This is a genomic window from Isoptericola luteus (genome assembly GCF_020297055.1).
Lineage (GTDB): Bacteria > Actinomycetota > Actinomycetes > Actinomycetales > Cellulomonadaceae > Isoptericola > Isoptericola luteus.
In genome coordinates, this window is record NZ_JAIXCQ010000022.1 from 1 (window position 1) to 6,369 (window position 6,369).

The following is a 6,369-nucleotide window of genomic DNA, read 5'->3' on the forward strand; positions in this document are numbered from 1 at the left end:
AGGGGACGGACCGCACCGGTGCGGTCCGTCCCCTCTCTATCTCGGCGGGGAGCCTCTCTATCTCGGCGTCAGAGCTCGGTCTCGATGCCGGCGTAGGAGTGCAGGCCGTTGAAGATGAGGTTCACGCCGGTGAAGTTGAACAGCACGCAGGCATACCCCACGACGACGAACCAGGCCGCCCGGCGTCCGTCCCAGCCCCGGGTGGTGCGCGCGTGCAGGTACGCCGCGTAGATCACCCAGATGACGAAGCTCCAGACCTCCTTGGGGTCCCAGCCCCAGTAGCGGCCCCAGGCGTCCTCCGCCCAGATCGCGCCGCCGATGATGGTGAAGGTCCACAGCACGAAGGCGACGGCGTTGAGCCGGAACGACAGGCCCTCCAGCGTCTTCGGCGTCGGAAGGCCGTCGAGCCAGCGGAAGCCGGGGCGCTGCAGGGACGTGCCGCCGGTGTCCCGGCTGTCGCGCAGGAGCTGCAGCACCGACGTGACGAACGAGACCGTGAAGATCCCGGTGGCGGTGATGGCCACGCCGACGTGGATGACGAGCCAGTAGTTCTGCAGGGCCGGCTGCACCCCGGTGGCGGCGACATAGAAGACGTTCACCCCGAGGACGAGGAACAGCACCGTCAGCCCGATCACGAACGCCCCGAGGAACTTCAGGTCGCGGCGCAGGTTGAGCACGAGGAACACGACCAACGCCACGAACGAGCCCACGAGCGTGAACTCGTACATGTTGGCCCACGGCGTGCGGCCCGCGGCGACGCCGCGAAGCACGATCGCCGCCAGCAGCAGGGCCGTGCCGAGCCACGTGGTCGACATCGCGATGCCCGCGGCGCGGCGCCGGGCGGATGACGGGACATCGGGGACATCAGGCCCGGCAGCGGGCGAAGCGGAGGCGCTGCCGCCGGCGACCCTGCCCGCGCCGCCCGCGCCGGCCGCGACCGCGGCGGGGGTGCGCGCCCCGGCCCGGGCCTCGACACGCGCCTCGGTGCGCCGTCCGAGGTCGATCGCGAACGCGGCCAGCGCGATGGTCAGCGCTGTCGCGGACGCCCAGACGAGCAGCACGCTCAGCTCGGCGATCTCCATGGTGTCAGTCCTCCGTGGTGGTGGTCGTGCGATCTGCTGCGGGAGCGTCGGTCGTGCCCGGGACGGCGGCGAGCGCCTTGTCGACCTCCTGCTGGAGCCCGGCGTCGTCGCCGCGGGCGAGGCCGGCGAGCTCGACCCGGGTCCGCGTGGTCCCGTCGTCGTCCACCGTCTCCCATGTTCGCACCCACACGCGACGGCGCGGGGTGAACAGGGAGACGGCGAGGCCCGTGAGGGCGGCGAGGGAGAAGCCGAGCACCCATCCGAGCGACGGGTCGTGGCGCAGGTCGAGGGCCACGTACCGCGGCACCTCCTCGCCGAGCGTCACGGTGCCCAGACCGTCCGGCAGCTCGACGGTCTCGCCGGGACGCACCAGCAGCTTGGCCGTCGCGCCGTCCTCGTCGACCGACGCCGTGAGGTTCGCGGTGTCCAGGCGGTAGACGTTCTGGGGCACGCCCTCGTCCAGGCCGAGGTCGCCCCGGTACACCTCGAGCACGAGCAGGGGGTTCTGCGGCTGCGGGAAGACGGACCGCGCGGACCCGTCCGCCTCGACGACGGCAGTGGGCAGGAAGTACCCGATGAGGCCGACCTGGTCGAGGCCGGGCGAGACGTCCGGCACCTTCACGACGCCGCGCGAGGTGTACATGGTGTCTTCGGGCAGGAACGGCACGCGCCCGCCGAACGCGACCTCGCCCTCGGCGTCGCGCACCGTGATGTCGGGAGCGAACCCGTTGCCCTGCAGGTAGATCTTGGCGCCGTCCACCACGAGGGGGTGGTTGACCTTGATGGTCTCCTCGTGCGTGCCGCCGCCCGGCTCGGTGACGGTGACGGCCGCCGTGAAATCGCGCGCCTGCGCGAACGCGACCGTGTCGGACGCGAACTCGGAGGTGAACGAGTCGAGCGTCATCGAGAACGGCGACAGCGACGACGGCCGGAACCAGGCCCCGTTCTCGAACGTGTCGTAGTCGACCACGGCGTTCGCGAAGCCGCGACCCTCGGTGACGATCGCCTGCCCGCGGTAGTGCAGGAGCTGGCCGAGGGCCACCGAGACGAGCAGCCCGACGAGGGCGAGGTGGAACACCAGGTTGCCGGTCTCGCGCAGGTAGCCGCGCTCGGCGGCGACCGTGCGGGTGGCGGGGCGTCCGAGGCGCGGCTCCTCGGAACCGGTGTCGACCCGGAACGTGGGCAGCCGGCGCAGCGGCCCTCGCAGGTGCGCCTCGACGGCCTCGGCCACCTCGTGGGGCGACGCGTCGGTGGTCGTCGACGCCGTCGCGGGGAACCGGCCGAACCGGGCGGGGGTGCGCGGCGGGCGGTGACGCAGCGCCCTGGCGTGGGCGGCAGCGCGCGGGATGATGCAGCCCACCAGGGACACGAAGAGCAGCAGGTAGATCGCCGAGAACCAGGCGGAGCTGTAGACGTCGAAGAAGCCGAGCCGGTCCAGCCACTCCCCCAGCGTCGGGTGGTCGCCCAGGTACTCCAGCACGGCGGCAGGGTCCTGGTTGCGCTGCGGCAGCACCGAGCCCGGCACCGCCGCGACGGCGAGGAGCATGAGCAGCATGAGGGCGACGCGCATGCTGGTGAGCTGCCGCCACGTCCAGCGCAGCGTGCCCTTCCAGCCGAGCGCGGGCAGCTCCGGCCGGCCCGACGACGGACCCGTCGTCGATCCCGTGACCCCGGCCGTGCCGTCCGCCCCGGCGTCTGCCTCGGAGCCGGTGCGGCCCTCCGTGAAGGCGTCGTTGATCCCCTCGGGCCGGTACCCGGTCCGCTCGCTCATCACACCACCGTCCCGAAGCCGCTGATCCAGCCCTGCAGCTCGCTGGTCCACGTCGCCCACAGGCCGGTCACGAGCGCGAGGCCCACGATCACCAGCAGCGCACCGCCCGCCCGCTGGATCACGAGCCGGTGCCGCCGCAGGAACCCGAGCATGCGCTGCGACGACTGCAGCCCCAGCGCGACCAGCAGGAACGGGACGCCGAGCCCCACGCAGTAGGCGACGCCCAGCGCGATGCCGCGTCCGGCCGACGCCTCGTCGAGCGCCAGCGCCTGGACGGCGGCGAGCGTCGGGCCGATGCACGGCGTCCAGCCGAGGCCGAAGACGACCCCGAGCAGCGGCGCACCCCACAGGCCCGCGCGCGGGCTCAGGTGCATCCGGCGCTCCCGCTGGAGGAACGGCACCGCGCCCAGGAACCCCAGGCCCAGCAGGATCACGACGACCCCGAGGACCCGCATGATCACGTCCTCCCACTGCACCAGGTAGGCGCCGAGCGCACCGGCGGCCGCCATGAGCGCCACGAACACCACCGTGAAGCCCAGCACGAACAGTCCGACGCCGGCCACCACGCGGCGACGCCCGGGGGCGAGCGGCGAGGCCGAGCGGGTCCCCGCCGGCCCGGCGGAGGCCGCGGCCATCCCGCTGACGTACCCCACGTACCCGGGCACGAGCGGCAGCACGCACGGCGACGCGAACGACACCAGCCCGGCGATCAGCGCCACCGGCAGCGCGAGCAGCATGGAGCCGCTGAAGGCGGTCGTCGCGAAGGCCTCACCCATCAGGCGCCCCCGGACCCGGCATCCGCCTCGGCGAGGACCTCGTCGACGATCGCCTCGAGCGTGGAGCCCTCCGCCTGTCCGATGACGCGCGCGGCGACCCGCCCCTCGGTGTCGAGCACGACGGTGGACGGCACGGCCTGCAGGGGCACGACGCCGGACAGCTTCGCGACGACCTGACCGCTACGATCCTCGATCGACGGGTACGGCACGTCGAAGGTGCGCTCGAACGCCTCGGCGGCGCCCGCCTCGTCCTCGGTGTTGATGCCCAGCACCCGCACGCCGTCCGCCCCGCGGTCGTGCGCCAGCGCGACCAGCTCGGGGGCCTCGGCGCGGCACGGGGCGCAGCCGGCATACCAGGTGTTGACGACGACGACGTCGCCCAGCCAGTCGGCGGTGCTCACGTCGTCCCCCTCGAAGGAGGTGCCCTCGACCGTCACCGGGGCCTCGCGGTCCCCCGCGTCCCACTGCTTGACCGAGCCGTCGCCGGAGACGAAGCCCTGGCCCACGACGTCGCCCGCGCCGGAGTCCTGCGCTCCGCACGCCGCGAGGAGCGAGATCGCCGCGACGGCGCCGAACGCGGTGGCGGCGAGCCGCCGCCCGCGCCCCGAAGTGCCCGCCGCCCTCATGCGCCGGGCAGGGGGTCGGCGCCGGCGAGCAGGGCCGCCGCGGGCTCGCTGTAGTGCAGGCCCACGAACGTGTCGCCGTCGAACCGCAGGGAGGTGAGCGACGCCAGCGAGCACTCTCGCCGGCGCGGGTCGTGGAAGAGCGGACGCCCCTCGTAGGACCGGCGGGTGACCCAGACGGGAAGCTGGTGGCTGACCAGGACGACCTCGTGCCCGGCGAACGCGCGGCGGGCGTCGTCGACGGCGGCGCGCACGCGCGCGACCTGCTCGGCGTAGGGCTCGCCCCACGACGGCCGCAGGGGGTTGCGCAGGAGGTGCCAGTGCCGCGGGTTGAGCAGCTGGGACGGTCTGGCACCGATCGTCGATCCCTCGAAGCGGTTGCCGGCCTCGACCAGCCGCTCGTCGGTGGCGAGCGTCAGCCCGAACCCTTCCGCGACGGGGTTGGCGGTCTCCTGCGCGCGCTGCAGCGGCGACGCGACGACACCGACGACGTCCCGCCCCGCGCCCGCCAGGTGGTCGGCGACGCGACGGGCCATCGCCTGACCGCGGTCGGACAGCCGGTAGCCCGGGATGCGCCCGTACAGGACGCCATCCGGGTTGTGGACCTCGCCGTGCCGCATGAGATGGACGGTGGTGGTGGCCATGGCCCCCAGTGTCCCAGACCGACGGGGCACCCAGGTCCCGTCCAGGGGGGCGGTGACGTGCCTCACGATGCCGGCGCGGGCCCGGCCCGACCCTACCGTGATCTCGCCGCAGGCCGCCCCGGTGGCCGTCGGCGGGACGGGCGGGACGGGTGGCGGGCGTCAGCCCCGCGAGGCCTCGACGGAGGCCCTGGCCACGTCCGACACCTTCGACATGGCGCGGCCCAGCGTCGCGAGCTCCTCGTCGGTCAGCACGTCGACGAGCAGGCGCCGCACGGCGTTCACGTGTCCGGGCGCGGAGGCGACCAGCGTCGCGTGGCCGACGTCGGTCATGACGCAGTTCACGCCGCGCCGGTCGCCCGGCGCGGGGCGCCGGGCCACGAGGCCGCGTGCCTCCATCCGGTTGACGGTGTGCGTGAGGCGGCTGCGCGACAGCGCCAGGAAGTCGGCGAGCGCCGACATCCGCATGGTGTGCTCCGGGGCCTCGGAGAGCTGCACGAGCAGGTGGTACTCCCCCAGCGTCACGGGCAGCGCCTCGTCGTGCGCGTCGCCGAGCGCCTCGAGGAACCGGGAGGTGCCCTCGATGTACCGGCGCCACGCCCACTGCTGCTGCTCGTCGAGCCAGCGCACGTCGACCACCGGCGCCGCCGGGTCGGAGGACACGACTGCGGACACCGTCGCCGGCCTGCTCGTACGTCGCTGGGCGCCAGGTTCCGCGGTCACGGGAATAGGTTACGAGACGCTCGTGTTCCATGTCCCGGCAGATAGTTGAGGGCTCAACTATTCGACTCGACCGTCTGCCGACCGCTCGTCCACACGACACCCGAGGAGTTTCTATGACCGCGCTTCCCGCAGGCCTGACCACCGGCACCTACGCCATCGACGCCTCCCACTCGACCGCCTCCTTCAGCGTCCGCCACGCCGGCATCGCCAAGGTCCGCGGATCCATCGCGATCACGTCGGGCACCATCACCGTGGGCGACGACCTCGAGTCCTCCGCCGTCACCGCCGAGCTCGACGCGGCCTCGGTGAACACCGGTGACGAGGCCCGCGACGGCCACCTCAAGAGCGCCGACTTCTGGCACGCCGAGGAGAAGCCCGTCTGGACCTTCGCGTCGAAGAGCATCGTCGTCGACGGCGACGACTACGTGATCAACGGTGCGCTGACCATCAACGGCGTGACCCAGGACGTCGCCCTGCCCACCGAGTTCGCCGGCGTCGCGACCGACCCGTTCGGCAACCCCCGCGCCGGGTTCGAGTCGCAGATCGAGATCTCGCGCAAGGACTACGGCCTGACCTGGAACGCCGCCCTGGAGACCGGTGGCGTCCTCGTGGGCGACAAGGTCAAGATCACCCTCGACGTCTCGGCCATCAAGCAGGGCTGAGCCCCCCTCCTCGCCGAGAGAGAAGCCGGACCCGCGAGATCCGGAGGGGACGGTCCGTCGCCGGTACGGACCGTCCCCTCCGGATCTCGCG

7 protein-coding genes are annotated in these 6,369 nt (G+C 73.1%); 1 reads left to right on the forward strand and 6 read right to left on the reverse strand.

What is annotated here, in order from left to right:
• Positions 1–68 precede the first annotated feature (68 nt).
• The 6 genes from ccsB to LEP48_RS18230 all read right to left on the reverse strand — a co-directional run bounded on the left by ccsB (position 69) and on the right by LEP48_RS18230 (position 5,616).
• A complete protein-coding gene (gene ccsB, locus LEP48_RS18205; RefSeq protein WP_225566982.1) occupies positions 69–1,082 on the reverse strand; it encodes a c-type cytochrome biogenesis protein CcsB in 1,014 nt (337 codons plus the stop codon).
• A gap of 4 nt (positions 1,083–1,086) precedes the next feature.
• On the reverse strand, positions 1,087–2,853 hold the full coding sequence (gene resB, locus LEP48_RS18210) for a cytochrome c biogenesis protein ResB (protein ID WP_225566983.1): 1,767 nt from the start codon (positions 2,851–2,853) through the stop codon (positions 1,087–1,089).
• Positions 2,853–3,629 (reverse strand): cytochrome c biogenesis CcdA family protein, encoded by a 777-nt coding sequence (locus tag LEP48_RS18215; protein WP_225566984.1) that lies wholly within the window; start codon positions 3,627–3,629, stop codon positions 2,853–2,855. Before LEP48_RS18215 ends, resB begins: the two co-directional genes overlap by 1 nt.
• Positions 3,629–4,255 (reverse strand): TlpA family protein disulfide reductase, encoded by a 627-nt coding sequence (locus LEP48_RS18220; protein ID WP_225566985.1) that lies wholly within the window; start codon positions 4,253–4,255, stop codon positions 3,629–3,631. Before LEP48_RS18220 ends, LEP48_RS18215 begins: the two co-directional genes overlap by 1 nt.
• Positions 4,252–4,896, reverse strand: coding sequence for a histidine phosphatase family protein (locus LEP48_RS18225; protein WP_225566986.1), 645 nt, complete (start codon positions 4,894–4,896; stop codon positions 4,252–4,254). Before LEP48_RS18225 ends, LEP48_RS18220 begins: the two co-directional genes overlap by 4 nt.
• 159 nt (positions 4,897–5,055) lie before the next feature.
• Entirely contained in the window at positions 5,056–5,616 is a 561-nt protein-coding gene (locus tag LEP48_RS18230; RefSeq protein WP_308010052.1) for a MarR family winged helix-turn-helix transcriptional regulator, read from the reverse strand.
• 113 nt (positions 5,617–5,729) lie between these two features.
• Between LEP48_RS18230 and LEP48_RS18235 the strand changes: the two genes are divergently transcribed.
• Complete coding sequence (locus LEP48_RS18235) at positions 5,730–6,278, forward strand: YceI family protein (protein WP_225566987.1); 549 nt, start codon at positions 5,730–5,732, stop codon at positions 6,276–6,278.
• The last annotated feature ends 91 nt before the right edge of the window (positions 6,279–6,369 follow it).